The sequence below is a fragment of the Pararhizobium sp. PWRC1-1 genome, assembly GCF_049897905.1.
In the GTDB taxonomy this organism is placed as follows: domain Bacteria; phylum Pseudomonadota; class Alphaproteobacteria; order Rhizobiales; family Rhizobiaceae; genus Pararhizobium.
This window is the reverse complement of sequence record NZ_JAFCXE010000002.1, coordinates 1-24,130: the sequence shown is the minus strand read 5'-3', so window position 1 is coordinate 24,130 and position 24,130 is coordinate 1. Positions and strand designations below refer to the sequence as shown.

At 59.7% G+C, this 24,130-nt stretch carries 24 protein-coding genes and 3 tRNA genes; 14 read left to right on the top strand and 13 right to left on the bottom strand.

Annotated elements, in window-relative coordinates; genetic code table 11:
• Positions 1-47: 47 nt before the first annotated feature.
• The 4 genes from ACP7E0_RS03675 to ACP7E0_RS03660 all read left to right on the top strand — a co-directional run bounded on the left by ACP7E0_RS03675 (position 48) and on the right by ACP7E0_RS03660 (position 2,010).
• The gene (locus tag ACP7E0_RS03675; protein WP_426123065.1) at positions 48-521 is read left to right on the top strand and encodes a GNAT family N-acetyltransferase; all 474 of its coding nucleotides are present in this window, start codon (positions 48-50) and stop codon (positions 519-521) included.
• 106 nt (positions 522-627) lie between these two features.
• Entirely contained in the window at positions 628-1,023 is a 396-nt protein-coding gene (locus ACP7E0_RS03670) for an NADH:ubiquinone oxidoreductase subunit NDUFA12 (RefSeq protein WP_113314474.1), read from the top strand.
• 164 nt (positions 1,024-1,187) lie between these two features.
• Positions 1,188-1,604 carry a DUF2155 domain-containing protein gene (locus tag ACP7E0_RS03665; RefSeq protein ID WP_426123590.1) on the top strand — a complete coding sequence of 139 codons (417 nt, stop codon included), beginning with the start codon at positions 1,188-1,190 and terminating at the stop codon, positions 1,602-1,604.
• A 61-nt stretch (positions 1,605-1,665) separates the two neighbouring features.
• Positions 1,666-2,010: a GNAT family N-acetyltransferase gene (locus ACP7E0_RS03660; RefSeq protein WP_426123588.1), complete on the top strand. Its 345-nt coding sequence runs from the start codon at positions 1,666-1,668 to the stop codon at positions 2,008-2,010.
• A gap of 202 nt (positions 2,011-2,212) precedes the next feature.
• Here the strand turns inward: ACP7E0_RS03660 and aat are convergent, their stop codons facing one another.
• The 5 genes from aat to ACP7E0_RS03635 form a co-directional block, all read right to left on the bottom strand.
• The gene (aat, locus tag ACP7E0_RS03655; protein WP_426123063.1) at positions 2,213-2,827 is read right to left on the bottom strand and encodes a leucyl/phenylalanyl-tRNA--protein transferase; all 615 of its coding nucleotides are present in this window, start codon (positions 2,825-2,827) and stop codon (positions 2,213-2,215) included.
• Positions 2,828-2,835: 8 nt separating this feature from the next.
• Complete coding sequence (gene accC / locus ACP7E0_RS03650; RefSeq protein WP_426123062.1) at positions 2,836-4,179, bottom strand: acetyl-CoA carboxylase biotin carboxylase subunit; 1,344 nt, start codon at positions 4,177-4,179, stop codon at positions 2,836-2,838.
• Positions 4,180-4,188: 9 nt separating this feature from the next.
• A complete protein-coding gene (gene accB, locus ACP7E0_RS03645; RefSeq protein WP_426123060.1) occupies positions 4,189-4,653 on the bottom strand; it encodes an acetyl-CoA carboxylase biotin carboxyl carrier protein in 465 nt (154 codons plus the stop codon).
• A 22-nt stretch (positions 4,654-4,675) separates the two neighbouring features.
• Positions 4,676-5,122, bottom strand: coding sequence for a type II 3-dehydroquinate dehydratase (gene aroQ / locus ACP7E0_RS03640; RefSeq protein ID WP_113314479.1), 447 nt, complete (start codon positions 5,120-5,122; stop codon positions 4,676-4,678).
• Between the two features lie 124 nt (positions 5,123-5,246).
• Positions 5,247-6,014 (bottom strand): DsbA family protein, encoded by a 768-nt coding sequence (locus tag ACP7E0_RS03635; RefSeq protein WP_426123059.1) that lies wholly within the window; start codon positions 6,012-6,014, stop codon positions 5,247-5,249.
• A gap of 265 nt (positions 6,015-6,279) precedes the next feature.
• Between ACP7E0_RS03635 and ACP7E0_RS03630 the strand changes: the two genes are divergently transcribed.
• Complete coding sequence (locus ACP7E0_RS03630) at positions 6,280-7,392, top strand: pyridoxal phosphate-dependent aminotransferase (protein WP_426123587.1); 1,113 nt, start codon at positions 6,280-6,282, stop codon at positions 7,390-7,392.
• A 154-nt stretch (positions 7,393-7,546) separates the two neighbouring features.
• Here ACP7E0_RS03630 and ACP7E0_RS03625 read toward each other — a convergent pair whose 3' ends face one another.
• Both ACP7E0_RS03625 and ACP7E0_RS03620 read right to left on the bottom strand, forming a co-directional pair.
• Entirely contained in the window at positions 7,547-7,762 is a 216-nt protein-coding gene (locus tag ACP7E0_RS03625; RefSeq protein ID WP_426123058.1) for a hypothetical protein, read from the bottom strand.
• A 161-nt stretch (positions 7,763-7,923) separates the two neighbouring features.
• Positions 7,924-10,806, bottom strand: a complete 2,883-nt coding sequence (locus ACP7E0_RS03620; protein ID WP_426123056.1) for an Rne/Rng family ribonuclease — start codon at positions 10,804-10,806, stop codon at positions 7,924-7,926.
• Positions 10,807-11,630: 824 nt separating this feature from the next.
• On the opposite strand from ACP7E0_RS03620, the gene ACP7E0_RS03615 reads away from it, so the two are divergent.
• The 3 genes from ACP7E0_RS03615 (at position 11,631) to prfB (ending at position 16,873) form a co-directional block, all read left to right on the top strand.
• The gene (locus tag ACP7E0_RS03615) at positions 11,631-12,818 is read left to right on the top strand and encodes an N-acetylmuramoyl-L-alanine amidase (protein WP_426123585.1); all 1,188 of its coding nucleotides are present in this window, start codon (positions 11,631-11,633) and stop codon (positions 12,816-12,818) included.
• A 371-nt stretch (positions 12,819-13,189) separates the two neighbouring features.
• Entirely contained in the window at positions 13,190-15,643 is a 2,454-nt protein-coding gene (locus ACP7E0_RS03610) for a penicillin-binding protein 1A (protein ID WP_426123055.1), read from the top strand.
• A gap of 98 nt (positions 15,644-15,741) precedes the next feature.
• A protein-coding gene (prfB, locus tag ACP7E0_RS03605) for a peptide chain release factor 2 (protein WP_426123054.1) occupies positions 15,742-16,873 on the top strand; the annotation gives its coding sequence in 2 pieces (ribosomal slippage) (positions 15,742-15,810 and positions 15,812-16,873; 1,131 coding nt in all).
• A gap of 77 nt (positions 16,874-16,950) precedes the next feature.
• Here prfB and ACP7E0_RS03600 read toward each other — a convergent pair.
• The 5 genes from ACP7E0_RS03600 to ACP7E0_RS03580 all read right to left on the bottom strand — a co-directional run bounded on the left by ACP7E0_RS03600 (position 16,951) and on the right by ACP7E0_RS03580 (position 20,660).
• Complete coding sequence (locus ACP7E0_RS03600) at positions 16,951-17,460, bottom strand: hypothetical protein (RefSeq protein WP_426123583.1); 510 nt, start codon at positions 17,458-17,460, stop codon at positions 16,951-16,953.
• A 257-nt stretch (positions 17,461-17,717) separates the two neighbouring features.
• Positions 17,718-18,491 carry an NAD kinase gene (locus ACP7E0_RS03595; protein ID WP_426123053.1) on the bottom strand — a complete coding sequence of 258 codons (774 nt, stop codon included), beginning with the start codon at positions 18,489-18,491 and terminating at the stop codon, positions 17,718-17,720.
• 217 nt (positions 18,492-18,708) lie between these two features.
• Positions 18,709-18,784: transfer RNA gene (locus ACP7E0_RS03590), tRNA-Thr, on the bottom strand.
• 118 nt (positions 18,785-18,902) lie between these two features.
• The gene (locus ACP7E0_RS03585; protein ID WP_426123052.1) at positions 18,903-19,634 is read right to left on the bottom strand and encodes a YoaK family protein; all 732 of its coding nucleotides are present in this window, start codon (positions 19,632-19,634) and stop codon (positions 18,903-18,905) included.
• 81 nt (positions 19,635-19,715) lie between these two features.
• A complete protein-coding gene (locus tag ACP7E0_RS03580; RefSeq protein WP_426123050.1) occupies positions 19,716-20,660 on the bottom strand; it encodes a LysR family transcriptional regulator in 945 nt (314 codons plus the stop codon).
• A gap of 161 nt (positions 20,661-20,821) precedes the next feature.
• Here ACP7E0_RS03580 and ACP7E0_RS03575 point away from each other — a divergent pair, with 161 nt between their 5' ends.
• From ACP7E0_RS03575 to ACP7E0_RS03565, 3 genes are all read left to right on the top strand, one after another.
• Positions 20,822-21,448, top strand: a complete 627-nt coding sequence (locus tag ACP7E0_RS03575; protein WP_426123049.1) for an FMN-dependent NADH-azoreductase — start codon at positions 20,822-20,824, stop codon at positions 21,446-21,448.
• A 412-nt stretch (positions 21,449-21,860) separates the two neighbouring features.
• A complete protein-coding gene (locus ACP7E0_RS03570) occupies positions 21,861-22,076 on the top strand; it encodes an alkylphosphonate utilization protein (protein WP_426123047.1) in 216 nt (71 codons plus the stop codon).
• Positions 22,077-22,176: 100 nt separating this feature from the next.
• The gene (locus ACP7E0_RS03565; RefSeq protein WP_426123045.1) at positions 22,177-22,455 is read left to right on the top strand and encodes a hypothetical protein; all 279 of its coding nucleotides are present in this window, start codon (positions 22,177-22,179) and stop codon (positions 22,453-22,455) included.
• Positions 22,456-22,462: 7 nt separating this feature from the next.
• Here ACP7E0_RS03565 and rlmB read toward each other — a convergent pair whose 3' ends face one another.
• Positions 22,463-23,344, bottom strand: coding sequence for a 23S rRNA (guanosine(2251)-2'-O)-methyltransferase RlmB (rlmB, locus tag ACP7E0_RS03560; RefSeq protein ID WP_426123044.1), 882 nt, complete (start codon positions 23,342-23,344; stop codon positions 22,463-22,465).
• A 218-nt stretch (positions 23,345-23,562) separates the two neighbouring features.
• Between rlmB and ACP7E0_RS03555 the strand changes: the two genes are divergently transcribed.
• From ACP7E0_RS03555 to ACP7E0_RS03545, 3 genes are all read left to right on the top strand, one after another.
• Positions 23,563-23,647 (top strand) — tRNA-Tyr (locus ACP7E0_RS03555).
• A gap of 23 nt (positions 23,648-23,670) precedes the next feature.
• Positions 23,671-23,744, top strand: a tRNA-Gly gene (locus tag ACP7E0_RS03550).
• 267 nt (positions 23,745-24,011) lie between these two features.
• The coding region (locus ACP7E0_RS03545; RefSeq protein ID WP_426123582.1) for a GTP-binding protein at positions 24,012-24,130 on the top strand (119 nt) is incomplete at its 3' end.

Sequence of the window (24,130 nt, the reverse complement as noted above, 5' to 3'; positions counted from 1 at the left end):
TCTTCATCCGCTGGCAAGCCACGGCCAGAAATCGGGAATCGGAAGAGATGCACGCACCAAAGCTCAATGTGTCGATCAGGCAGGCCAACCGCGAAGACCTCACTGACATTATCGCACTGTTCGCATCCGATACGCTCGGTGGTCACGGCGACACCACTGCGCCGGATGCCTTTGCCGACTATCTCGCGGCATTTGAGCGCATTATCGCCACCCCCAACGAGACGCTTTATGTCGCCGATCTGGATGGCGCGGTGGTCGGGACGTTCCAGACCACGGTCCTGACGACGCTCTCCGGCCGGGGTAGCTCCAACCTGCTGATAGAATCCGTGCAGACCCGAAAGGACATGCGCGGCAAGGGGATCGGCGAGACAATGATGCGGTTTGCTGTCGATACGGCCCGTGCGCAAGGGTTTTCCAAGGTGCAATTGAGCTCGAACAAGGAGCGCATTGATGCCCATCGGTTCTATGAGCGGGTAGGGTTCGAGCCCTCCCATCTCGGCTTCAAGATTCGGTTGAAATAACGGCGTTGCAACGGAATCACTGGACAAGCGGCAGGCTGCGCGGCATAAGCGGAGCAGTAATCTAGGATATCCCGCGCACTGTTTGGCGCGGTCAAGGACGGACATCATGAAGTCTCTGCTGCAGATTTTTACCTGGTGGAATGGACAGACGATCGGCACCCGCTTTCACACTTGGCGCTTCGGCAAAAGAGTGGGCGAAGATGCGGCCGGCAACGTCTACTATCAGGGCGGCACTGATTCCGAGGGCCGCACCCGCCGCTGGGTGATCTACAACGGCTATGCCGATGCGTCCGCTATTCCGCCAGGCTGGCACGGGTGGATGCATCACCGCACTGACGTTTCACCGGCAGACGAGAGCTACACGGCGCGCGAGTGGCAGAAGCCGCACCAGCCCAACGGCACCGGCTCCGCCCAAGCCTACCGGCCGCCGGGCTCGATCAACTCGACGGGCGAGCGTCCGCGCGTCACCGGTGACTATGATGCCTGGACGCCACGCTCCTGAACCGGATCTGCAAACAGTTCCTTGGGATTGTTGATTGCACCGCAGGCACCATGCCTCGGCCACATTTGATGTTTAGCGCCTGATACCCGGCACCTTGGCCGGGAATTGCGCGGGAGACGGGCGTTAGAATGGTAGTTTCAAGTCAGCGAATTCTAAAGCGCCGGATGTTTGCGGCAGCCTCGCTGTTCGCGATTGCCGGTACCGCCGTTCTGTCGATGGTGACGGTCGCCGACGCAGCCCGGATCACCAACCCGGTTGCCGTTTTTTCCGGTATCGACAAGATCACCGGCCGCATCACCACCTTCGACGTCTATATTGGCGAAACCGTCCAGTTCGGAGCGCTGCAGGTGACGCCGCGCGTCTGTTATAGCCGCGATGAAACCGAAGCCCCAAAGACCGACACGTTTGTCGAGGTCGATGAAATCACACTCGACCGCAAGATCCGCCGCATCTTCACCGGCTGGATGTTTGCCGACAGCCCCGGCCTGAACGCCGTCGAGCACCCCGTCTATGACGTCTGGCTGAACAGCTGCAAAGCAAAGTCCGACCTGCCGCCGCCGGATTCCGCAGCCAAGCAGTAATGCTTCGAGGATCGCGTTGACCATCGAAATCCGCACCGATCCGTTTCCCCCGAACGACCAGATGAATGCTCTGTGGGCCGCCGCTTGGGGCGAACACACGCCGAGAGATTTTTCGGGCATCCTGCCGCGAAGCCTTGCTCATGTCGGCGCCTATGACGATGGGCAACTGATCGGTTTCGTCAACGTCGCCTGGGACGGCGGTATCCACGCGTTCATTCTCGACACCTGCGTGCATCCCGCCAAGCGCCGCATGGGTATCGCTACCCGCTTGGTGAAGGCAGCCGAAACGCTCGCCCGTGAACGGGGAGCGCTGTGGCTGCATGTGGATTTCGAAGAGCATCTGGCCAACTTCTATCGCAACTGCGGTTTTGGCAAGACTGAAGCGGGTTTGATGAAGCTGCGATAGGCTCGGCGTGTTTTTTCGCGCTGGGTTGCCCCTCACCCTAACCCTCTCCCCGTAAACGGGGAGAGGGGATGACGGAGTTTGCCGCTGATCCCTTCTCCCCGTCAAAACGGGGAGAAGGTGGCCGGCAGGCCGGATGAGGGGCCGTGCGTGTGTTGCGGTGTCATGAGTGACGCTCGCCACCGCAGTGACGCGAGCCTGCGTATCAAAACTTCAGATGCGGCGTTGCAATCGCCCGTGCCAGCATCTTTTCATAGCGCGACTTGGGTACATCGATTGCGCCAAAATTTTTCAAGTGTTCGGTGGTGAACTGCGTGTCGAGCAGGACAAAACCCTGCTTTCGCAGCCGCTCGACCAGATGCACGAGGCAGATCTTCGAGGCATCGGTGCGGCGCGAAAACATGCTTTCGCCGAAGAACGCCGAGCCGAGCGAGACGCCGTAGAGACCCCCGACCAGCTCGTCACCGTCCCAGGCTTCCACGCAATGCGCATGGCCCATGCTGTGCAGGGTTGCATAGAGTGAGCGGATCCTGGCGTTGATCCAGGTGGTCGGGCGGTCGGGGGCAGGGGCGGCGCATCCGTCCATGACCTGCTCGAAGGCCGTGTCGTACCGGATATCGAAAGGCGCGCGCCGGATCGTCTTGGCCAGGCTTTTGGAAATGTGGAAATCGTCGAGCGGGATAATGCCGCGCAATTCAGGCTCGACCCAGAACAGTTCGGGATCGTCAGCGCTGTCGGCCATCGGGAACAGCCCGATAGAATAGGCCCGCAACAGCAAATCCGGTGTAATGTCCGGCTGCCTGCTGCGGGTCCCCTTCATTCAAAACCTCATTCGGCCGTCTTGGCCAGATAGTTTTCCAGCCAATGGATGTCATAGTCGCCGTTGGCGATGTCCTGATTGTTGATCAGGTCCTGGAACAGAGGCAAGGTCGTCTTGATACCGTCGATGACGAATTCATCGAGCACGCGGCGCAGGCGCATCATGCATTCGACGCGGGTGCGTCCATGCACGATCAGCTTGCCGATCAGGCTGTCGTAATAGGGCGGGATCTTGTAGCCCTGATAGACGCCTGAATCGACGCGAACACCGAGACCGCCAGGCGCATGGAAATGCGTGATTGTGCCGGGCGACGGCACGAAGGTGCGCGGATCCTCGGCATTGATGCGGCATTCGATGGCATGGCCGGAAAAGACGATCTCGTCCTGCGTCACCGAGAGACCGCCGCCGGAAGCGACACGGATCTGCTCGTGCACCAGGTCGATGCCGGTGATGGCTTCGGTGATCGGATGCTCGACCTGCAGGCGGGTGTTCATCTCGATGAAGAAGAACTCGCCATTTTCGTAGAGAAACTCGATCGTGCCGGCGCCGCGGTATTTCAGCTTGCGCATGGCATCGGCGCAGATTTCGCCAATCTTCATCCGCTGCTCGACATTGAGGGCCGGCGAATTGGCTTCTTCCCAGACCTTCTGGTGGCGGCGCTGCAAAGAGCAGTCACGTTCACCGAGGTGAATGGCATTGCCTTCGCCGTCGCCAACGACCTGAACTTCGATATGGCGTGGCTTGCTGAGATACTTTTCCATGTAGACGGCGTCGTTGCCGAAAGCGGCAAGCGCTTCTGAACGTGCTGTGGAAACCGCCTCGGACAGTTCTTCCTCGTTCTTCGCCACCTTCATGCCGCGTCCGCCGCCACCGGCGGTGGCCTTGATCAGTACGGGGAAGCCGATTTCGCGGGCGATCTCAAGTGCATTTTCCGGTAACACTTCACCGGCCGAACCGGGAACGACCGGAATGCCAAGCGACTTGGCGGTTTCCTTGGCCGTGATCTTGTCACCCATGATGCGGATGTGATCGGCGGTCGGTCCGATGAAGGTGATGCCATGGGCGTCGAGGATATCGGCGAACTTGGCATTTTCCGACAGAAAGCCGTAGCCCGGATGCACGGCATCGGCGCCGGTGATCTCGCAGGCAGCAACGATCTGGTGGATGTTGAGATAGCTGTCGCGCGAGGGCGGGGGGCCGATGCAGACGCTCTCGTCGGCAAGCCGCACATGCATCGCGTTGGCGTCGGCGGTCGAATGAACCGCGACGGTGGCGATGCCAAGTTCCTTGCAGGCGCGCAACACCCGAAGGGCGATTTCGCCGCGATTGGCGATGAGGATCTTTGAAATCATCTGCGCGGCCTATTCGATGACGACAAGCGCTTCGCCGTACTCGACCGGTGCGCCGTCTTCAACGAGGATTTCGGTAACCTTGCCGGAGCGGGGCGCCGGGATCTGGTTCATGGTCTTCATGGCTTCGATGATCAGGATCGTCTGGCCTTCCTTGACGGTGGCGCCGACTTCGACGAAGGGGCGCGAGCCGGGAGCAGGCGACAGATAAGCCGTGCCGACCATCGGTGCGGTCAGGGCGTTCTTGGACGCCCGTGCGGTTTCTGCAGCGGAGATCGCAGAAACGCCGGCCGAAGCGGCCTGGACCGGTGCAGCGACCGGAACAGGAGCGGACACGTATTGCGGCGTACCGGCGCGGGAAACGCGGATACGCAGGTCATCCTGTTCCACTTCGATTTCGGTGAGATCGGTTTCGTTCAGAATGTTGGCGAGATCGCGGATCAGCGACTGGTCGATGCCGGGTTTCTTGTCAGCCATGGATATGAGCCTCGTGTTCTTTTTATTTCGTGTGTTGTGTGAGTGTCTTTAGCGCATTGAGCGCCAGAATGTAACTGTCGGCACCGAAGCCGCAGATCACGCCTTTCGCGGCGGGTGCCAGCATCGATTTGTGCCGGAATCCCTCACGGGCATAAACATTGGACAGGTGCACTTCGACGACCGGAATACCGATCGCCTTTGCTGCATCGTGCAATGCGATCGATGTGTGGGTGTAGGCGCCGGCATTGATGGCGATGCCCTGCGCCACGCTGCCTGCCTCATGGAACCAGTCGACGAGATCGCCCTCATGATTGCTCTGGCGGCAGACGACGTTGAGGCCGAGTGCATTGCCATGCTCGACGCACATTGCCTCGATGTCGGCCAGCGTCTGGCCCCCATAAATACCGGGCTCGCGTTTTCCGAGCGCGTTGAGGTTGGGGCCGTTCAGCACGAAAATGGTCGATGGCATATGGGATCCGGTCCGATAATCGAGCGCTACCTATAGACCGGCGAACTGCCAAGGAAAAGCCCTTTGGCCCTCCTCGGCATTTGTCCACAAGCCATAACGCGTCGCTTCGCCCAAAAAACGAGGCTTAGCAGACGGTCTTGCCGCAGCTACGGACATTGGCGACTTTAGTTTCAATTTCCTCGGCACCGACCGCGCCATAGACGGCTTCCTTACCGATAACGTAAGACGGCGTGCCGGTAATGCCGAGATCGTTGGCAAGCGTGTAGACTTCCTTGACGGCGTCGTCCTGGGTGTTTTCAGCCATCTTCTTGCGCAGGTCGGCCTCAGTAACGCCGAGACCGGTGGCCACGGCCATCGCCGTTTCTTCATTGGCACGGTCCTCGCCGCCAAGCAGAGCGCGGTGGAAGTCGCCGTATTTTTCCGGCGCGATGGCGCGGAAGGCGGTGCTGACCTTGTGCGCCGCCATCGAATCCGGTCCGAGGATCGGCAGCTCCTTCAGGACGAAGCGAACGTTCTTGTCCTTTTCCAGAATGGTTTCCATGTCCGACAAAGCGCGTTTGCAGTAGCCGCAATTGTAGTCGTAGAACTCGACGATGGTCACATTGCCATTCGGATTTCCAAGCGTCACGTCATAGGGCGACTGGAAGATCGCCTTTTCATTGTCTGTAATGGCAGCCTGCGCCTGCGCCGACTGTTCGTCGGCCTGCTTCTTCTTCAGCGACTGCTGGGCTTCGAGAAGGATTTCCGGATTGGCGACGAGGTATTCCTTGATGAAATCGCCGATTTCCTGCTTCTGCTTGGCATCCAGCGCGTAGGCCGCCGGAGAGGCAGCAGCACTCGCCGTCAAAAGGATAAGCGAAGCGGCGATGATCTTGCGAAGGTTGAATGGCATGGTAGTCCTCGTTGTCTTTCGTTGCTGCAGTCTGTCGTTCAAGTGCTAAGGCCGCGTCAACAGGCTTGTTTGAAGGACAACAGAATATCGCTGCCGACCATAGGGTGGCGCGGCGCCAAACGAAACCGCAAAATCGGCGGAAATGCGGCGCTCGCGCACTTGTGAAGCCCTTTGCGATCAGGCACATGCCTGTCACGTCAAAAATATCGAGGATGTGCCGTTGAAGCCTCTGTCCGCCCGCAGTTCCGTCGAACCGTTTCATGCCATGGACGTTCTGGCCGAGGCCACCAAGCGCCGCGAAGCCGGTTATCCGGTCATCTCCATGGCCGTCGGCCAGCCGAGCCATCCCGCACCGAAGGCAGCGCTGGAGGCGGCACGAACGGCACTCGGCCACGGCCGTCTCGGTTACACCGATGCATTGGGAACCGCGTCGCTGAGAATAGCCATCGCCCGGCATTATCGTTCACGCTACGGTATTGATATCGATCCACAGCGCGTTGCCGTCACGACGGGATCATCGGCCGGCTTCAATCTGGCTTTCCTGGCGCTGTTTGATCCCGGCGATTGTGTTGCCATCGCCCGCCCGGGCTACCCGGCCTACCGCAACATCCTGACAACTCTCGGTATGAGTGTCGTCGAGGTCGAGGCGGATGCGGAAAGCGGCTTCACACTGACGCCGCAAAGCCTGGAAGCCGCGGCGGTAAAAGCCGGCAAACGGTTGGACGGCGTTCTGCTCGCCAGCCCGGCCAATCCGACAGGCACGGTGACCGGCAGGGCAGGGCTGAAGGCGCTTGCCGACTATTGCCATGACAATAATATTGCCTTCATCTCGGACGAAATCTATCATGGCCTGACTTTTGCCGGCGAGGAGACGACGGCGCTGGCGGTGACCGATGAAGCGGTCATCATCAACTCGTTCTCGAAATATTATTGCATGACTGGCTGGCGGATCGGCTGGATGATCCTGCCGGAGAACCAGGTTCGCGCCTTCGAGCGGATCGCCCAGAGCCTATATATTTCGCCGCCGGAACTGTCGCAAATCGCGGCGGAAGCAGCGCTCGGCTGCGAGGTGGAACTGGATGTCTACAAGGCATCCTATGCCGCCAATCGTGATCTTCTGCTGAAGCGCCTGCCGGAGATCGGTTTTACCATCGCTTCGCCGATGGATGGCGCTTTCTACGCCTATGCCGACGTCAGCCGCTTCACCAATGACAGCATGAATTTTGCCCGCAAGATGCTGGCCGAGATCAATGTGGCAGCAACGCCGGGGCTGGATTTCGATCCTGTCGAAGGGCATCGCGCGATGCGGTTTTCCTATGCGGGGGCAGAAGCTGACATGATCATTGCAATGGACCGAATTGCCCGTTGGCTGGCGTGATCCTGTAGCGATCTCAGGCTGTTAAAGGTTTTTCCGGATTCAGTCTGTCACGGCTGTGAATCGGATTGGCAAGTGGATCGGCGGCGAGGCCGCCCGCGTTTCATGCGCACCCAGCGGACGCGCATGCCTGTAGCGCCTGTCAAACCCGCTTGCCTCAGCGGCAGATTCGCACCCTCTGGATGACGGAGTTGCCGTGCTCGTCAGTCTTGCGGACTGTCCTGATCACACAGACCGGTTCGAAGGCTGTGTCATAGCTCCTGTAGTAGAAGTCATTGTAACGCTGGCGGCCATTGCTGTCGGCCTGGGATGTCGTTGCAAGCGAAATGGTGGGAATGGCGACGAGCGCCGCTGCGACAAGGAAACGTCGCATAATTGCCTCCTCCGGCTGGTGCCGGGCGAGCCCATCTCGTCCAGCGAAGCACAATCTGTCGCAGCTCTGGTATTTTCGCAGTTACTTATGGAACAGGCTTGAAACGAAAAAACCAGCCAATCGCTTGGCCGGTTTTTCAACTCTTAGGCGTCAGTTTCGGCTCAGAAGAAGCCGCGCTTCTGCCACCAGCCGCCCTTCTTGGGCTTTGCCGGATCAGCGTCGCCTTCGTCCTTCTTAACGGTGGACGACTTGACCACCGGCTCGCTGGCAATCGTCTCGATATTGCGGTTGGCGCGCACCAGCTTCGTGTCGTCGAGCTTTGTGTCCTCGAGGTCTGCGGCCGCCTTCTCGACAGCCGGTTCCTCGACGGCAGCTACCGCTTCCGGCTTTGCTTCGACAGCAGCCTGGGCATCCGCATCGGCGGAAGCGAGGGGCACCTGCTCGTCAACGGCCTCTTCGACGGCAGCCACGGCTTTCTTGCGGCTGCGCTTCGGCTTTGCTGGCTTCACCTCTTCCTCGGCAACAACCGGGGCTTCAGCGATCTCTTCGACGACAACGGCGGAAACAACAGCTTCGGCTGAAACGGCAGCATCAGCGTCCGCTTCTGGCGCATCGGTCGAGGCTTCGTCACCGGCGGCTTCGCCGTCGGCTGCCAGGTTTTCACCTTCTGCCTCGTCCGGACGATTGCGGCGGCCACCACGCTTGCCGCGACGGCGGCGCTTGCGCTTCTGGCGTTCTTCCTCGCTCAGGCCTGCATCCTGCGCATCTTCGGAACCTGCCTGTGCAGCAACGTCATCTGCTTCGTCCTCGTCGCCATCCTCATCGGATGCATCGTCGGCGCTGACACCGGCTTCCGTTGCCTGGTCGCTACCAGGGCGGCCGCCACGCCGGCGGCGCCGGCGCTTGCGCTTGCGGTTACCCTGGTCGTCACTCTGCTCGGCAGGTGCCCGTTCGCTACGCTCGGCCCGCTCAGCGCGTTCCGGCTTGGCTTCCGCCACAACCTCTTCTTCGTCCTCGATATCCTCTTCGATGACGATATCATCGTCTTCGTCGATTTCTGGCTCGAACTGGATGATCTGATCGATCTTGACTGGGTTCTCGACGGCTTCGCCGCGATCGATGGCAAAATGCTGCGCACCGACATGGGCGTCCGCCTCGATGATGATCTGAATGCCAAAGCGCTCTTCATAATCGATGATCGTGCCGCGCTTGTGGTTGAGCAGGTAGAGCGCGATATCCGGGGTCGTGCGCACGGTGATGTTGTGCGTGGTGTTCTTCAAGAGATATTCCTCGACGCCGCGCAGAACATGCAGGGCGACGGAGGACTGCGAGCGAACATGGCCCGTGCCGTTGCAATGCGAGCAGACCTGCATCGTCGATTCCAGCACCGAAGCGCGAATGCGCTGGCGCGACATTTCGAGCAGGCCGAAATGCGAGATGCGGCCGACCTGAATGCGGGCGCGGTCGTTCTTGAGATGGTCCTTCAGGCGCTTTTCAACCGAACGGTTGTTGCGCTTTTCTTCCATGTCGATGAAGTCGACGACCACAAGACCGGCAAGGTCGCGCAGGCGCAGCTGGCGGGCGACTTCTTCGGCGGCTTCGAGGTTGGTCTGGAGAGCCGTGTCTTCGATCGAGTGTTCGCGGGTCGAACGGCCCGAGTTGACGTCGATTGCAACCAGCGCTTCGGTCTGGTTGATGATGATGTAGCCGCCGGACTTCAGCGTTACCTGCGGCACCAGCATGCGATCGAGCTGGGCTTCGATGCCCGAGCGCGAGAAGATGGGGTGCACGTCGCGGTAGGGCTGAACCACCTTGGCGTGGCTCGGCATCAGCATCTTCATGAAGCCCTTGGCTTCCTTGTAGCCTTCCTCACCGGCAACGATGATCTCGCTGATATCCTTGTTGTAAAGGTCGCGGATCGAGCGCTTGATCAGTGAGCCTTCCTCATAGACGAGACAAGGGGCTGTCGAGGACAGCGTGAGCGTGCGGACGTTTTCCCACAGGCGCATCAGGTATTCGAAGTCGCGCTTGACTTCGACCTTGGTGCGGTTGGCACCGGCGGTGCGCAGGATGACGCCCATGCCCTGCGGCACGTCGAGCGCGCGGGCGATTTCCTTCAGACGCTTGCGGTCCGGCAGGTTGGTGATCTTGCGGGAGATACCGCCGCCACGCGCCGTGTTCGGCATCAGAACCGAATAGCGGCCGGCAAGCGACAGGTAAGTGGTGAGGGCTGCGCCCTTGTTGCCGCGTTCTTCCTTGGCCACCTGCACCAGCAGAATTTGCCGGCGCTTGATGACTTCCTGGATGCGGTACTGCTTGCGCGGGCGGCGGCTGACCTGCCGGTCCGGCACTTCTTCCATAGCGTCTTCGGCGCCAACGGACTCGATGACTTCCTTTTCCTCGTGATGACCATCGTCATCATCGTCGTCATGACCACGACGTCCGCCACGGGTATCTTCCGAAATGCTGTCGGTATCGACCATGGCAGCCATTTCGCCGCCGTTGCCTTCGTCGCCGTCAACAACGGCTGCTTCGGCTTCAGCGGCAGCAGCCTTCTTGGTGCGGCGCGGGCGCTTGGCTTTTGCCTTCGGCTTTTCTTCAGCCTCGACATCCGTTTCCACTGTCTCGACCGGCTCGGCAGCCGCCTCGATGATCTCGACGACGTTTTCAACCGTCGTCTCTACTGTTTCATCTTCTAAGTCCGGGCCGAGATCCGTGCCGGTTTCGACGTGCTCGATGTCGTCATCGCGGCGCGCGTCTTCGGCTTCCTGCCGCAAAAGGGCCTGCCGGTCGGCGAGCGGGATCTGGTAATAGTCGGGGTGGATTTCGGCGAAGGCCAGGAAGCCGTGGCGGTTGCCGCCGTAATCGACGAAGGCCGCCTGCAGCGACGGCTCTACGCGCGTCACTTTCGCGAGGTAGATATTGCCGCGGATCTGTTTCTTGTGTTCGGATTCGAAGTCGAATTCTTCTATGCGGCTTCCGCGTACGACAACGACGCGCGTCTCTTCAGCGTGAGACGCATCGATAAGCATTTTCTCTGCCATGTAAGTGGTGCTCCTCGGCGCACCCTGGAAACAGCAGGAAAATAGCCTCCCGGAGGAGACTTTCCATACAGCTCAGGTTTTTCGCCGGATGTGAATGTTCCTGTATGGTTGGGAAGATCGTCCAACAGCCAGACAGCAGCCGGAACTAGTCTGTTCCGGGGCCTGTTTACTTCTGACCGATACTGCTGGGACAACGTTAATGACCAAACAAGAATGCCAATGTAGTAGGCCCTGAAGGCCCGATGAATGTGCCCGGTCACGGGCCTGCGGTGATCGTCACCATAAACGCTCCGGCCACCGCCGGAATTTCTCGATTCAGCATGCGAAGAAAAAGTGGAGCGACGGCGGATGAAGCGCGACTGCTTGTCCGAGACGTGATCTGCCTTGAAGCGGTTTTACCCGTCCCCGATCACGCTCTGGCGCCAGGGCTTAAAAAACCCTTTGGCTGCCGGTCGTCGATTCTATCCCGTCAACACTTTCTCCCTGCAAGGCTTTTATGTTTTCTATGTCACAATGGCAAGGGAAAAGCCGGAGCCGCCATAATATTGATTGATTCGCTTGTCGGGGTGTGTACTGCCGGAGTGCCGGTTTGCCGCCGTCTTTATGCGCTTTAGCAGCGTTGAAAGAGCGCAGGCGTCGCACCTTGAGCGTAGAGAAAGCAAGGTTTGATTAACCATATGGCGTCATGGATGCTACAGGCGGCAGCACGCCAGGCGTAAGCTATGTCCCGAAATGAGACGTCGAAGACCGGATTGCGGAAGACGCTACCACAGGGTTCCGGCGGGCGTGTGCAACAAGGAAGAGCGGATTTGATCCTGTCAGCGATGATACGACGGTGCCTGCTGGGCCTCTTGGTTCTCTCGGCAGCGCCGATAGCCCAAGCTGCGGATGCACCGTTGCTCGCTTATGGTGCCCGGATCGCCGGTGACGATGCCCGCACAAGGGTGGTGATCGATTTCGACCGCAAGCCGATTTTCTTCGTCCACTATGTTGCCAATCCGCCCCGTGTCATCGTCGATCTGCCTGAAACCTCCTTCGGTCTGAAGCCCGAGGATCTGAAGGCGCGCGGCCTGTTCACCGAAATCCGCTATGGCGCCATGGGCCCGGGCAGCGCCCGTGTGGTGCTCACGGCAAGCAAACCCGTCGCGGTCACGGTCGCCGATGTCAAGGCGGACGAGGAAGGGAAGGGCTTTCGCCTGGTTCTCGATGCCGAGCGCGTGACCGAGGCACGTTTTTCCAGCCTGATCGAAGAGCAGAAGTGGACAGGCACGGTCACGGCCGCAAAGACCGACAGGCTGGTCGAGCCGGCGGCACCAGGCGCATTCATCGTTGCCGTTGATGCAGGCCATGGCGGTATCGATACCGGCGCGATCGGCAGTGAGACCAAGATGGAAGAAAAGAGCGTCACGCTCGCTTTCGCCACGCAGCTTGTCGAGACGCTCAATAAGGAAAAGGGCGTCAAGGCATTCCTGACGCGCAACAGTGATGAGTTTCTCTCTCTCCCGCAACGTGTACAGGTCGCCCGCCAGCATAGCGCCAACCTGTTCATCTCCATTCATGCGGATACGCTGAAGCAGCGCGATATTCGCGGCGCCACCGTCTATACAATCTCCGACAAGGCATCCGACCACCTGGCAGCCAATCTCGCCGCCCGCGAAAACCTGTCGGACGAGATCGCCGGCGTTACCTTCAAGAGCGAGCCGGCTGAAGTTGCCGACATTCTGATTGATCTGACACGCCGCGAAACGCAGGCATTCTCGGTCAACCTGGCCCGCTCCGTCGTTTCCTCGTTCGAGGGACAGATCAACCTGATCAATAATCCCCACCGCCATGCCGGTTTCCGTGTGCTACAGGCGCCGGATGTGCCGTCGATTCTGCTTGAACTGGGCTTTTTGTCCAACAAGGAAGATGAAAAGCTCCTCGTCGATCCAGTCTGGCGCAGCAAGGTCGCCGGTTTGCTCGCAGTTGCCGTGCGTGGCTATCGCGGCGAGGCCGTGGCAAACGGCGGTTGAGGGCGTTTGGCTGGGACTTCATCCGTTGCCGCGCCACGGTTTAGACCGGCAATAACGTGTGTTGTGATTTGTGTCGCCGGAGTAACAGCGATATCGTTTTCAACGGGATGACCTATGTTTAATCTGCCGCAAGCCCTATTTTACTCACAATCCGGTCGCTATCCGGAAGTCTGAATTGCGCGGCGGTGATCCGAAAGACGATCGCCGGCCGTAAACATGCAACGTGGGGAAGCGTCGCGGACCATCTGGAACGCATTTCATTCGTTGTTAAATTCGTTGGCGTGATTGCATTCGGGCAAGGTGCGGGGTAGGCCCACCGGCAACGTGTGTTCCGCATAGATAAACGATAACTGGATACCGGTACCTGGCTGATGATCAGACTGATTGGATATTTCTTCGGCATTGGCGCATTTCTGGTGCTCGGCGTTGCCGCAGCCGCTGCCATCTATCTTGGCCATGTGACCAAGGACCTGCCAGACTATGAGGTCCTCAACAGCTATTCGCCGCCGGTAACGACCCGCGTCCATGCCGGCAACGGTGCGCTGATGGCCGAATATGCCCGCGAGCGCCGCCTCTATCTGCCGATCCAGGCCATTCCAGATCGCGTCAAGGCTGCCTTCATTTCGGCTGAAGACAAGAATTTCTACCAGCATCCCGGCGTTGACATCACCGGCCTTGGCCGCGCCATCTTCGTCAACCTGCAGAATTTCGGCTCCGGCCGCCGCCCGGTCGGCGCCTCGACGATCACCCAGCAGGTTGCCAAGAACTTTCTCCTGTCCGCCGACCAGACGATAGACCGCAAGGTCAAGGAAGCGATCCTGTCGTTCCGTATCGAGCAGGCGTATAGCAAGGACCGCATTCTCGAACTTTATCTGAACGAAATTTTCTTCGGTCTGAACTCATACGGGATCGCCGGCGCAGCACTGACCTATTTCGACAAGTCGGTTACCGAACTGACCATTGCCGAAACGGCGTATCTTGCAGCCCTGCCGAAGGGGCCGGCAAACTATCATCCGTTCCGCAAGGCCGAAGCCGCTATCGAGCGCCGTAACTGGGTCATCGATCGCATGGTCGAGAATGGCTACGTCGCCAAGAGCGATGGCGAAGAAGCCAAGAAGCAGCCACTCGGCGTCAGCGTTCGCCGTGGCGGATCGCATCTGTTCGCGTCTGACTATTTCGCCGAGGAAGTCCGCCGCCAGATCATCCAGCGCTACGGCGACAACGCTCTCTATGAAGGCGGTCTCTCCGTTCGCACGTCGCTTGACCCGAGACTGCAGGTCGAAGCCCGCAAGGCCTTGCAGAATGCACTGGTCTCCTATGACGAGCGCCGTGGTTTCCATGGCCCGATGAAGGCAATCGAGATCGGTGGAGACTGGGGCGAGCCGCTCGGCAAGCTGAACGCATTGTCCGATGTGCCCGAATGGAAGCTGGCAGTTGTTCTTTCCGTCGATGGCAACGGCGCCGATATCGGCATCCAGCCGGAAAAGGACGCAGGCGGCAAGGTCGGCGCCGACCGCCTGACCGGCCATATCACTGCCAAGAACATGCAATGGGCCTACCGTTCCTCCGCCGGTGACCGCAAGTCGGCAAAATCGCCGGAAGGCGTCGTTGGTCCGGGCGATGTTGTTTATGTCGAGCCAACCGATGCTGCCGGAGAGTATCGCCTGCGCCAGCCGCCGAAAGTGCAGGGCGGCCTTGTCGCCATGGACCCGCAGACCGGCCGCGTGCTGGCAATGGCCGGCGGTTTCTCCTATGGCCAATCGGAATTCAACCGGGCGACGCAGGCGATGCGCCAGCCGGGATCCTCCTTCAAGCCTTTCGTCTATGCGGCAGCGCTGGATAACGGCTATACGCCCGCATCCGTCATCCTTGATGCACCCTTCGAGCTCGTCACCGGCGGTCAGGTCTGGCGCCCGGAAAACTATGGCGGCGGTTCGGCCGGTCCCTCGACCCTGCGCCTCGGCATCGAAAAGTCGCGTAACTTGATGACAGTGCGGCTTGCCAACGACATGGGCATGAACCTCGTTGCCGAATATGCCGAACGTTTCGGTATCTACGACAAGATGCTGCCGGTGCTCGCCATGTCGCTCGGCTCGGGCGAAACGACGGTTCTGCGTATGGTTTCGGCCTATTCCGTGCTCGCCAATGGCGGCAAGCAGATCAAGCCGTCGATGATCGACCGCATCCAGGACCGTTACGGCAAGACGATCTTCCGTCATGAAGATCGCACCTGCGACAATTGCAATGCTGCCGATTGGCAAGAACAGGAAGAGCCGGTTCTGACCGATAACCGCGAACAGGTCCTCGACCCGATGACCGCCTACCAGATCACCTCGATGATGGAAGGCGTGATTTCCCGCGGGACTGCCGCCGGCAAGATTAAGCTCGACCGCCCGGTGGCCGGCAAGACCGGAACCACCAATGACGAAAAAGACGCCTGGTTCGTCGGTTATACGCCGGACCTGGTCGCAGGCCTCTATCTCGGCTTCGACAGCCCGGCACCGCTCGGCCGCGGTGCGACCGGTGGCGGTCTGGCGGCCCCCGTCTTCAACGATTTCATGCAGGCCGCAATGCAGGGCACGCGCCCGGTCCAGTTTGTCGTTCCGGAAGGCATGAGCCTGATCCCGGTCAACCGCAAGACCGGCATGGCTGCGGCGGACGGCGATCCGGATACGATCATCGAGGCCTTCAAGCCCGGCACCGGCCCGGCCGACACCTTCTCGGTGATCGGTGGTGCCGATCAATATATCCCGCCAGAGGAAATCCTGAAGGCGTCGCCGCAGGCAAACGACGCCATCAACCGTGGCTCCAGCGGCCTGTTTTAACCCACCCTTCCCATTTGCAGACGCCTGCCGGTCTTTACATAAGAGGCAGGCGTCGCTATTCACGGCGCACATTCCATACGAGCGCAAGAAGCAGGATCATGCGGACCGAAATCGAGAATATTGTCGACGAAATCAAGCAGGCCATAAGCCTGCTGAGGAGGCATCTTTGACTGGGATCAGGCGGTAAGACGGCTGGACTGGTTGAACAACAAGTCGGAGGATCCGAACCTCTGGAACGATGCGGCGGAAGCCCAGAAGCTGATGCGCGAGCGCCAGCATCTCGACGACGGCATCACCAGCGTCCGCGCCTTCGAGCAGCAGATGCAGGATGCCATCGACCTGATCGAACTCGGCGAGGAAGAGGGCGATGCCGACATCATCAAGGAAGCCGAAGATGCGCTGCGCGTCTTGCGCACCGAAGCGGCCCGCCGACAGGTGGAAGCGATGCTGTCAGGTGAAGCCGACAGCAATGACACCTATCTGGAAGTCCATTCCGGCGCCGGTGGCACCGAGAGCCAGGACTGGGCGAACATCCTCTTGCGCATGTACACGCGCTGGGCCGAACGCCAGGGCTACAAGGTCGAGCTTCTGGAAGTTCATGACGGCGAAGAAGCCGGCATCAAGTCGGCGACCCTTCTGGTCAAGGGGCACAATGCCTATGGCTGGCTGAAGACCGAATCGGGCGTTCACCGCCTGGTTCGCATCTCGCCGTTCGACAGCAACGCCCGCCGTCACACCTCGTTCTCGTCGATCTGGGTCTACCCGGTCATCGACGATTCGATCCAGATCGATATCAACGAGAGCGATTGCCGTATCGATACCTACCGCTCGTCGGGCGCTGGCGGCCAGCACGTCAACACCACCGATTCGGCCGTGCGCATCACGCATATGCCGTCCGGTATCGTCGTGCAGTGCCAGCAGGAACGTTCGCAGCACAAGAACAAGGCGAAGGCCTGGGACATGCTGCGCGCCCGTCTGTACGAAGCGGAACTGAAGAAGCGCGAAGAAGCGGCCAATGCTGAAGCCGCATCGAAGAGCGATATCGGCTGGGGCCACCAGATCCGCTCCTACGTGCTGCAGCCCTACCAGCTGGTCAAGGACATGCGCACCGGGGTTGCCAGCACGGCACCTGACGATGTGCTGGACGGCGACCTGAACGCATTCATGGAGGCGGCACTCGCCCACCGCGTCAACGGCGGTGCCGACGCCGTGGTCGATGATCTGGCGTAAGCCTGATTGCCAACCCATCTGAAAATTGCAAAAGCCGGGCGCGATCGCCCGGCTTTTCTTTTGATCGCTGTGGCCAGTCAGTTCGTTTCGCGTTCGACTTTGATATCGCCGATGTCGTCTATCAGCACAGTCCAGGTCTCAGGGTCGCCGGCCGTCGGATACGTCTTCAGATAGACCGTGGCAAACAGTCCCGGCTGGGCTGCGACGCCATCGGATGTTTCCGGTCTGATTTCGGTGACATACGCCTTCATCGCGGAAAACTCTTCAAGCTCCGCTGACGACACCACCTTCGGCCCTGCGGCATCCAGCGCCACCTGTTGCAGGAAGATGTGAGCGTTGCCCTCGGGCTGGCGCACCGCAACGAGCTTGTAATAACCCCGCTGAGCCGGCGCCGGTGAGGCCGGTTTGTTCTCCGTCGTCGTTGCACTGTTTTGATCAAGTGAACTCAGCGGGTCGCCGCTCTCTTCCCAATATCCGGTGCTTGTCACGAAAATGATATTGGCAGGCATCAGCACGGTCTCGTCCGCGCGAGAAGGTGCCCCCGCTGCAAACGGCAGCATCAGAAGGAGACCGGCCAGGCGGTGCACGGAACGAGAGGCCATACGTCTCTGGCCGTCAAACGCATGCGCCCGCGGGGCCAATCCATACCTGAATAAAGGCGCACTGAAACATCGGATAGGGAGCATCGTCTTCGCCTCAGGTAAACGCGTGTGAAAAGCTGGATGCCCGGTGTCTCTATCCCGCTCGGACATCAAGACACAATCAACTCTGCCACAACCTTCGGCCGAAATCGATTCGAAATCAAGGCATTGCGGCAACGTGAGGCGAGGGCGCCCGGCTGATTCTAGTTGGAGAACTGTTCGGCAAGAATGCGGTCCGACCAGGAATAATCCGGATCCGAAAGAATATGCGCAGTGATGTTTTCCGATTCGGCGATGCGCACCTGAACCACTGACTTCACCTCGACATGATCGGCGACCGCGTTGACCGGTCGTTTTTCCGATTCGAGAATCTCGATATCGACGGTGACCTTGTTGGGCAGCAGCGCGCCGCGCCAGCGCCGCGGCCGGAAGGGGCTGACCGGCGTCAAAGCCAAAAGCGGTGCTTCGAGCGGCAGGATTGGGCCGTGGGCCGAGAGGTTGTAAGCCGTCGAGCCGGCGGGTGTGGAGAGCAGGACCCCGTCGCAGATCAGTTCTTCCAGCCGCACGCGATCGTCGACGACGACCCGCAGCTTGGCTGCTTGGTAGGATTGGCGGAACAGATAGACCTCGTTGATCGCCAATGCCTTGAAGCTGTTGCCGTCGGTATCGATGGTCTGCATTTCCAGTGGCCGGAAGGTGTTTTCCACGGCGTCCGCCAGCCGTTCCCGCAGGTTATCGGTGCTGTACCGGTTCATCAGGAAGCCGATCGAGCCGCGGTTCATGCCATAGACCAGCTTGCCGGAATTCATCGTCTCGTGCAGCGTCTGCAGCATGAACCCGTCGCCGCCGAGCGCCACGATCACATCCGCTTCGGCCGGATCTTCCTGGCCATAGAGGGCCACCAGCTCCGCCTCCGCCGCCTGTGCCTCGTCGGTTGCCGAAGCGGCGAAGGCGATGGTTTTGAACGTGCGAGCCATGAAATGCCTGTCATATTTTATGAAATGGGCGACAGCGGACTGAAAGCCCAAAACCACCCCTGCCGTCAACTGGGCATCCAACGGATGATGTCACCGCCAGCAAACCACCGGTATCATGCATAAAACATCAACGTATGAAAGGAAAACAACGGCGCAGATGAACGTGGAAACAACGGCTGCTTGTGAGGGCCAACGATCGCATCGCGGGAAGAAAAAATGGTGCCCCCATCAGGATTCGAACCCGAGACCCCCTGATTACAAATCAGGTGCTCTACCAACTGAGCTATAAGGGCAGCACTTGCGGCTGGGAATTAGCATATTCTGGTCGTGTGTAAAGCAAAAATGCTGTCCGGCAGCTGCTTTTTCGCACCGGCACCGGTTGGGTGCGCATCGATCGTTGTTTTGCGGTGATTACAGGCCGGGTTTTGTCGGCCGCATTTTTGCCGCCTGCAGCGGCGCGCGGGGCGCAAGGCGCCGCTGCAGGCGCGGGGGGATGAAAAAAGTAAGAATCGCCAGCGCTGCCGACAGCGCACAGACCAGCCAAAGTACATTGGCGCCAAGCGCCCGTTCGAGAAAGGCGCCGCATATGCCGCCGGACACCATACCAAGCCAGGGGACGATCTGCAGGGACCAGTCCCGCCGCGGCGCGCCGACCATCCAGCTGCCGATGCCTTTACCGAAGCGGGAGAGGGCGCCCGTGACGTAGGTCAGCCCGATCGGCAATCCTTCGATGTGTTCGACGGCGGCATTGACGAGCCCCATGGCCAGCACGATCGCGTAGAATTGCAGCGTTGCAAAATCCGGATCGGTGATGATGGCCGCAAGCGAGAGCAGGACGGTAACGCCGGAAAGGACGCGAAACGCGCGCCGGGCCGCGTTATGGGCAATGATGATCCCGAGGGCATTGCCGGCGACGAACATCCAAAGGGCGCCCAGCAAAATCCCCGCATAGCCCGGTTGCCCATCAGCGAGCGCGACGGCGGCGCGGGTGGTATTGCCGCTCATGAAGGAGACGAAGCTGCCGGCAATTAAAAGGCCGGCCGCATCCGTCATGCCGGCAAGAAAGGAGATGGCGGCAACGAGAACGATGCCCAGTCCCGTGCGCCGTCTCCAGATGACGCGGCGCCGCCGCTCCCGTGTCATGATTCTACTTTGCCTCCGCCGGATATGATTCGATTGTGTGAAACGCCCGCATCATAGGCCTGGCCCCTTGAGAGCCATTTCTTACTCCGCCGCTTCCCGCATGGCTGTCGGCGGATCGAGTTCGGTGCAGTGCGACATTGCAGTCGGCAGGTTCTCGGCAATGAAATCGATCAGCGCACGGACCGAGGGCAGCATGCCGTGACGGGAGGTGAAGACCAGGTGAGCGATAGTGGTGTTCGAGCACCACTCCGGCAGCACAGGCACCAGTACCCCGGTCCTGATGCCCCGGTTGCACAGATGATCCGGAAGAAGGGCGATGCCGACCCCCTCGATGGCGGCCCGCTCCAGAATGCCGAAATCGCCGCAGCCGATCACGGGCTGATGCGCGATGTCGCGTTTCGTCCCGTCGGTATGGTTCAATTGCCAGGTATCGGTCAGATGCTGCTCGTTCATCGACAGCGTCGGCAAGGTGCCCAGCGTATCGATCGTCACATTGCCGATCCGCGCCATCAGCGCAGGGCTCGCCACGAGAAACTGGCGCGCTTCGCCGAGCTTGCGCACAATCAGATTATTGTCGGTATCCAGCTGGTCGCGTGCCCGCAGCGCGATGTCGATGCGCTCCTCGACGAGATCGATCCGCCGGTTGGTCGCGGTGATCAGCAGTCGCACGCCCGGGTAGCGCTGGTGAAAGACCGGCAGGATATGGCCGAGCAACGGCGTAAAGCCGATCGGGCAGGCGAGCCGCACGACACCGGTCGGCTCGCTCTTGGCAGCGGCGACCACTGCTTCGGCAGCTTCGACGCCGGAAAGGATCGTCTCGCAGCGCTCATAGAAGGCCTGGCCGATTTCGGTCACCCGTAGCTTGCGGGTCGAGCGTTCGATCAGGCGGACATCGAGCTGCTGCTCCAGTCGCGCAACATGCTTGCTGAGCTTGGATTTGGGAATGTTGAGGACACGGGCGGCAGAGGAAAAGCCCTTGTGTTTCACCACGGCGGCAAAGAGCGCGAGATCGTTCAGATCCTGCATGTCACACCTTCATGTCCATCGATGATTGACCATTATTGTTTCTATCAGGAAACAGCCTGTCGAAAAAGGGGCGGCTTATCGGCCGATTGTTTTGAATTCATATGTGATGCACCCAAACGCCACACAAGCGCAGACTAAACAATCAACCGAAGGTGCCTACCATGAACATTCTCCATATCGACTCCGGCATTCTCGGAGATCATTCCGTTTCCCGCCGCCTGACGGCATCGATCGTCGCACGGATCAAGGCGGAGCGTCCAAGCGATAGTGTCACGTATCGCGATCTGGCCGCCGCTCCGCTTGCCCATCTCAACGGCTCGCACCTGATGGCGGCTTCCGCCAATCCGGAAGGCCTGGACGCGACGCTGGTGTCCGAGCTTGACGCCGGCCGTACCTCGCTCAACGAGTTTCTTGCTGCCGATGTCGTCGTCATCGGTGCGCCGATGTACAATTTCGCCATTCCCAGCCAGTTGAAGACCTGGATCGACCGCATCCTCGTAGCCGGAACCACCTTCCGTTACACAGAGACGGGCGTCGAAGGCCTTGCCAAGGGCAAGAAGGTGATCGTCGCCTCGACGCGTGGCGGCCATTATTCCGGCACGTCGCCGATCAGCGCCATGGATCACCAGGAAACCTATCTGAGCACGGTGTTCGGTTTCATTGGGATCATCAATGTCGAATTCGTCCGTGCCGAAGGCCTGGCCATCAGCCCGGATTCGAAGGAAGCCGCCATCACGGAAGCTGAAAAGGCCATTGCCGGCCGCGGGCATTTCGATATCGCGGCCTGAACAGACGGTTTTAGCCGGTGTGAACTGATAGCCGGTATGCTGCCGACAGACTCTGAAAATGATTATCTGGCGAAATCGGCATCCCACTCTCCGTCATCCTCGCCCTTGTGGCGGGGATACAGCGACCCGACGTCTGTCGGGTCACAAGACTCTTTCAGCTCAAGGACTTGAGCTGGCTGGATCCCTGTGACGGGCACAGGAATGACGGAGGATTTGGCAATCGCATAATTTCCCAAACAACCTGGTAAATGGTGAGAGAATAACTTTGTCAGACAGTCTGAGCCGGGCATCCGCTGCCGGGCTTTTTCCTGTCCTGCCGATGCTGTTGCATCGCAGGCTGGACACGCCTGTCGCGAGGGGATAGAGCCCGGATCACAGGACTTCGACCCTCAGACTACAGATTGGAATGGCAATGACGGATGTCAGGGACAGCAACGGCACGATCCTTTCCGAGGGAGACAATGTCACCCTGATCAAGGATCTCAAGGTCAAGGGCACATCCGAAACCTTGAAGCGCGGCACGGTGATAAAGGGCATTCACCTGACCGGAAATCCGGATGAGGTCGAATGCCGGCATGCCAAGATCAAGGGCCTAGTGCTGCGCACGGAGTTCCTCAAGAAAGCCTGAGTTCAAGATTCGGCCTGGGAAAATCCAGCATCGGTGGCCCACGCGAGCCCGGCGGCCGGCCGGGGCTGGACGCCCGGAATTTTTGTATTAAACTCTGCTTATGAAATGTGTTCTGGCACTCTTGATGGTCGCGCTGGTTTCGGCCTTTGCCGGAACCTCTCTTGGCGTGTCCCTTGCGGCACCGCCGGATGCGGGCTGCACCTGCCGAAACCGTGATGGCTCCAAACTCGAACTCGGCCAGACCGCCTGTATCCGGGTGGGCGATGTCGCCTATCTGGCGCGTTGCGAAATGGAACTCAATGTCACCACATGGCGCAAGCTTCGGGATGGTTGTCCCGAAGCCCGGTTGTCGGTTGCGCTATTGCCGTTGACCCGGTAGCCGCCGCTCAGGCCTTGGCCAGATGGCCGCGTGCCGCATACATGGCGATCGCGGCAGCATTGGATACATTCAACGATTTGATGGCGCCCGGCATCTCAACACGGGCAAGCGTGCTGACGGTCTGGCGCGTCTTCTGCCGCAACCCTTTGCCCTCGGCGCCGAGAACGAGTGCGATCTTTGCACCGGAGAGTGCCTGTTCGAGCGGCTCTGGGCCTTCCGAATCAAGACCGATCGAAACGAAGCCGAGCTTGTGCAGCTCTTCCAGCGCGTCGGCCAGATTGGTGATCTGGATATAGGGGATCATTTCCAGCGCGCCGGAGGCTGATTTGGCCATGACGCCCGATTCGGTCGGGCTGTGGCGCTGCGTCGTGATCAATGCACCGGCATTGAAGGCAACGGCCGAGCGCATGATGGCGCCAACATTGTGCGGATCGGTCACCTGGTCGAGAACGAGGATCAGCGGGCTGTCGTTGAGCGCCGAAAGGCTGCGGACGGGCAGGGGCACGGTTTCCAGCATCGCGCCCTGATGGATGGCGTCAGGTCCCAGAATCTTGTCGAGATCCTGCGGCGTGACGATCTCCACGGGAAAACCGAGTTCTTCGACCAGTCCGGTTTCCAGCCGCACCAGCGCATTCTGCGTCACCGAAAGCTTGGTGATCTTGCGCTCGGGATTGTCAAGGGCTGCGCGCACCGTGTGGATGCCGTAGAGCAGCACCTGATCGGGCGCCAGCTGCGGCGCCTTCCAGTCTGGCGCAGCGCTTCTCTTGCGCTTGTCCTGCACAGGTGTTGGAATTTCGCCGCGTTCGCGTTTGCCATCGCGATGCGCGCGGCGAAGAGTGGCGTAATGGGTGTCTTTGGCGTTCTTGTCGCCCAGATTATCTTTGCTCATACCCGTCTTATACTGACGATGCGGTTCGCGTGGAACCGTTTTTCGCGAAATCGGCGGCTGGCAATCTTTATCGCGATTTTCCCAACTTTTTCTGAGACGCCGTGTTGACAGGATGAAACGGGACCGTCATATACCCGGCGCAGATTGAAGGGCTGACTTGCCCCGGCAAACAACACTTTGATCTGCAAAGCTTGGTCGCTTGATCCCGACAGAATAATGGAGGGATGCCCGAGTGGTTAAAGGGGACGGACTGTAAATCCGTTGGCTCAGCCTACGTTGGTTCAAATCCAACTCCCTCCACCATTCTGTCACACGGATCTTGACCCGCGGGTATAGCTCAATGGTAGAGCAGCAGCCTTCCAAGCTGAATACGCGGGTTCGATTCCCGCTACCCGCTCCATCAAAATGCTCCCACCATCTGCTGTGCCTATTGCGTTGCTTTAAGATCAATCAGCAAGTCGTTGTTTTGATCCGGTTTCCGCGTTTGATGTGGTTGGCATTGGAATCGGGCGTTACCATCCCCACATACGCATCATCCAGGCCGCAAGGGCCTGACGGCGCGCAAAATAATTAAGTCTTGCGCATTCCGCCCGAAACCCTTAAACGCCTCCCCAAACCGGCGCCGCCGGTATGGTGCATTCTCATTGATCACAGGAAACTTGACCCCATGGCAAAGAGCAAATTTGAGCGCAATAAGCCGCACGTTAACATTGGCACGATCGGCCACGTCGACCATGGCAAGACGTCGCTGACGGCAGCGATCACGAAGTATTTCGGCGAATACAA

Bases quoted from the DNA above. Each gene is read 5' to 3' on its own strand.
- ACP7E0_RS03630 (WP_426123587.1), top strand. From the start codon at position 6,280: ATGGACGTTCTGGCCGAGGCCACCAAGCGCCGCGAAGCCGGTTATCCG.
- ACP7E0_RS03580 (WP_426123050.1), bottom strand. From the start codon at position 20,660: ATGCAGGATCTGAACGATCTCGCGCTCTTTGCCGCCGTGGTGAAACAC.
- ACP7E0_RS03570 (WP_426123047.1), top strand. From the start codon at position 21,861: ATGACGGATGTCAGGGACAGCAACGGCACGATCCTTTCCGAGGGAGAC.
- ACP7E0_RS03635 (WP_426123059.1), bottom strand. From the start codon at position 6,014: ATGCCATTCAACCTTCGCAAGATCATCGCCGCTTCGCTTATCCTTTTG.
- ACP7E0_RS03675 (WP_426123065.1), top strand. From the start codon at position 48: ATGCACGCACCAAAGCTCAATGTGTCGATCAGGCAGGCCAACCGCGAA.
- accC (WP_426123062.1), bottom strand. From the start codon at position 4,179: ATGATTTCAAAGATCCTCATCGCCAATCGCGGCGAAATCGCCCTTCGG.
- ACP7E0_RS03585 (WP_426123052.1), bottom strand. From the start codon at position 19,634: ATGACACGGGAGCGGCGGCGCCGCGTCATCTGGAGACGGCGCACGGGA.
- accB (WP_426123060.1), bottom strand. From the start codon at position 4,653: ATGGCTGACAAGAAACCCGGCATCGACCAGTCGCTGATCCGCGATCTC.
- ACP7E0_RS03595 (WP_426123053.1), bottom strand. From the start codon at position 18,491: ATGGCTCGCACGTTCAAAACCATCGCCTTCGCCGCTTCGGCAACCGAC.
- ACP7E0_RS03660 (WP_426123588.1), top strand. From the start codon at position 1,666: ATGAATGCTCTGTGGGCCGCCGCTTGGGGCGAACACACGCCGAGAGAT.
- ACP7E0_RS03575 (WP_426123049.1), top strand. From the start codon at position 20,822: ATGAACATTCTCCATATCGACTCCGGCATTCTCGGAGATCATTCCGTT.
- aat (WP_426123063.1), bottom strand. From the start codon at position 2,827: ATGAAGGGGACCCGCAGCAGGCAGCCGGACATTACACCGGATTTGCTG.
- ACP7E0_RS03615 (WP_426123585.1), top strand. From the start codon at position 11,631: ATGATACGACGGTGCCTGCTGGGCCTCTTGGTTCTCTCGGCAGCGCCG.
- ACP7E0_RS03625 (WP_426123058.1), bottom strand. From the start codon at position 7,762: ATGCGACGTTTCCTTGTCGCAGCGGCGCTCGTCGCCATTCCCACCATT.
- ACP7E0_RS03620 (WP_426123056.1), bottom strand. From the start codon at position 10,806: ATGGCAGAGAAAATGCTTATCGATGCGTCTCACGCTGAAGAGACGCGC.
- ACP7E0_RS03670 (WP_113314474.1), top strand. From the start codon at position 628: ATGAAGTCTCTGCTGCAGATTTTTACCTGGTGGAATGGACAGACGATC.
- ACP7E0_RS03610 (WP_426123055.1), top strand. From the start codon at position 13,190: ATGATCAGACTGATTGGATATTTCTTCGGCATTGGCGCATTTCTGGTG.
- rlmB (WP_426123044.1), bottom strand. From the start codon at position 23,344: ATGAGCAAAGATAATCTGGGCGACAAGAACGCCAAAGACACCCATTAC.
- ACP7E0_RS03665 (WP_426123590.1), top strand. From the start codon at position 1,188: ATGTTTGCGGCAGCCTCGCTGTTCGCGATTGCCGGTACCGCCGTTCTG.
- aroQ (WP_113314479.1), bottom strand. From the start codon at position 5,122: ATGCCATCGACCATTTTCGTGCTGAACGGCCCCAACCTCAACGCGCTC.
- ACP7E0_RS03565 (WP_426123045.1), top strand. From the start codon at position 22,177: ATGAAATGTGTTCTGGCACTCTTGATGGTCGCGCTGGTTTCGGCCTTT.